General features: G+C 56.1%; 2 rRNA genes. Both read right to left on the reverse strand.

Features of this window, described 5'->3' with window-relative positions:
- Window positions 1–10: 10 nt before the first annotated feature.
- Window positions 11–127, reverse strand: a 5S ribosomal RNA gene (rrf, locus tag ABH933_RS45450).
- Between the two features lie 129 nt (window positions 128–256).
- Window positions 257–2,367: ribosomal RNA gene (locus ABH933_RS45455) — 23S ribosomal RNA — on the reverse strand; the annotation flags it as partial.

Genomic DNA, 2,367 nt, shown 5'->3' on the forward strand with positions numbered 1-2,367 from the left:
GCAAAGGATGTTCCGGCGGTGTCCTACTCTCCCACACCCTGGCGAGTGCAGTACCATCGGCGCAGGTGGCCTTAGCTTCCGGGTTCGGAATGGGACCGGGCGTTTCCCCACCGCTATAGCCGCCGTAACTCTATGAAACTAGACACAGAGAGCCAGACCTGTCACCCCCGGAAAAAATCCAGGAACTCACATCTGTCTTCTTCTCTGGTATCTGTGTGTTGTTTCAGATACCGCACAGTGGACGCGTAGCAGCTTTGTTGGTAAGTCCTCGGCCTATTAGTACCAGTCACCTACACCCCTTACAGGGCTTCCAGTTCTGGCCTATCAACCCAATGATCTGTTGGGGGCCTTACCCCCTCGAGGGGGTGAGAAACCTCATCTTGGAACAGGCTTCCCGCTTAGATGCTTTCAGCGGTTATCCCTTCCGAACGTGGCCAACCAGCCGTGCCCTTGGCAGAACAACTGGCACACCAGAGGTTCGTCCGTCCCGGTCCTCTCGTACTAGGGACAGCCTTCCTCAAGTTTCTAACGCGCGCGGCGGATAGAGACCGAACTGTCTCACGACGTTCTAAACCCAGCTCGCGTGCCGCTTTAATGGGCGAACAGCCCAACCCTTGGGACCTACTCCAGCCCCAGGATGCGACGAGCCGACATCGAGGTGCCAAACCATCCCGTCGATATGGACTCTTGGGGAAGATCAGCCTGTTATCCCCGGGGTACCTTTTATCCGTTGAGCGACACCACTTCCACACGTAGGTGCCGGATCACTAGTCCCGACTTTCGTCCCTGCTCGACCTGTCAGTCTCACAGTCAAGCTCCCTTGTGCACTTGCACTCGACACCTGATTACCAACCAGGCTGAGGGAACCTTTGGGCGCCTCCGTTACATTTTAGGAGGCAACCGCCCCAGTTAAACTACCCACCAGGCACTGTCCCTGAACCGGATCACGGTCCGAGGTTAGAAGTCCAATACGATCAGAGTGGTATTTCAACGATGACTCCACGAACACTGGCGTGCCCGCTTCACAGTCTCCCACCTATCCTACACAAACCGCACCGAACACCAATACCAAGCTATAGTGAAGGTCCCGGGGTCTTTTCGTCCTGCCGCGCGTAACGAGCATCTTTACTCGTAATGCAATTTCGCCGAGTCTGTGGTGGAGACAGCTGAGAAGTCGTTACGCCATTCGTGCAGGTCGGAACTTACCCGACAAGGAATTTCGCTACCTTAGGATGGTTATAGTTACCACCGCCGTTTACCGGGGCTTAAATTCTCAGCTTCGCTCCGAAGAGCTAACCGGTCCTCTTAACCTTCCGGCACCGGGCAGGCGTCAGTCCGTATACATCGTCTTACGACTTCGCACGGACCTGTGTTTTTAGTAAACAGTCGCTTCTCACTGGTCTCTGCGACCACCGCCAGCTCCCGGAGTAAATCCGTTCACCAGAAGTGGCCCTCCTTCTCCCGAAGTTACGGAGGTATTTTGCCGAGTTCCTTCACCACAGTTATCTCGATCGCCTTAGTATTCTCTACCTGACCACCTGTGTCGGTTTGGGGTACGGGCCGTGTACCAACTCACTAGAGGCTTTTCTCGGCAGCATAGGATCATGGAATTCGCCGCAACGGCTATGCATCACCTCTCAGGCTCATGCGACACGGATTTGCCTATGTCGCGCCCTACAGGCTTACACCACGTAATCCACCACGTGGCCCCACTACCTTCCTGCGTCACCCCATCGCTTGACTACTACACCCAGGATCGTGTGCATCCCCTTCCAGTCACCCGAAGGTGATCCGTCCGGTTCAGGACACTTAGCACAGATGATTCGCCACTGGGCGCGGATACACGGGTACGGGAATATCAACCCGTTGTCCATCGACTACGCCTGTCGGCCTCGCCTTAGGTCCCGACTCACCCTGGGCGGATTAACCTGGCCCAGGAACCCTTGGTCATTCGGCGGACGAGTTTCTCACTCGTCTTTCGCTACTCATGCCTGCATTCTCACTCCCACAGCCTCCACACCTGGATCACTCCGGCGCTTCCCTGGCTGCAGGACGCTCCCCTACCCATCCAATCTCCTGGCCCGAAGGCAAGATAATGACTGAATGCCGCGGCTTCGGCGGTGTACTTGAGCCCCGCTACATTATCGGCGCAGGATCACTTGACCAGTGAGCTATTACGCACTCTTTCAAGGGTGGCTGCTTCTAAGCCAACCTCCTGGTTGTCTAAGCGACCCCACATCCTTTTCCACTTAGTACACGCTTAGGGGCCTTAGCCGGCGATCTGGGCTGTTTCCCTCTCGACTACGAAGCTTATCCCCCGCAGTCTCACTGCCGCGCTCTCACTCATCGGCATTCGGAGTTTGGCTG

The sequence above is a fragment of the Nocardia sp. GP40 genome (assembly GCF_050434125.1).
GTDB classification, from domain to species: Bacteria; Actinomycetota; Actinomycetes; order Mycobacteriales; family Mycobacteriaceae; genus Nocardia; species Nocardia albiluteola.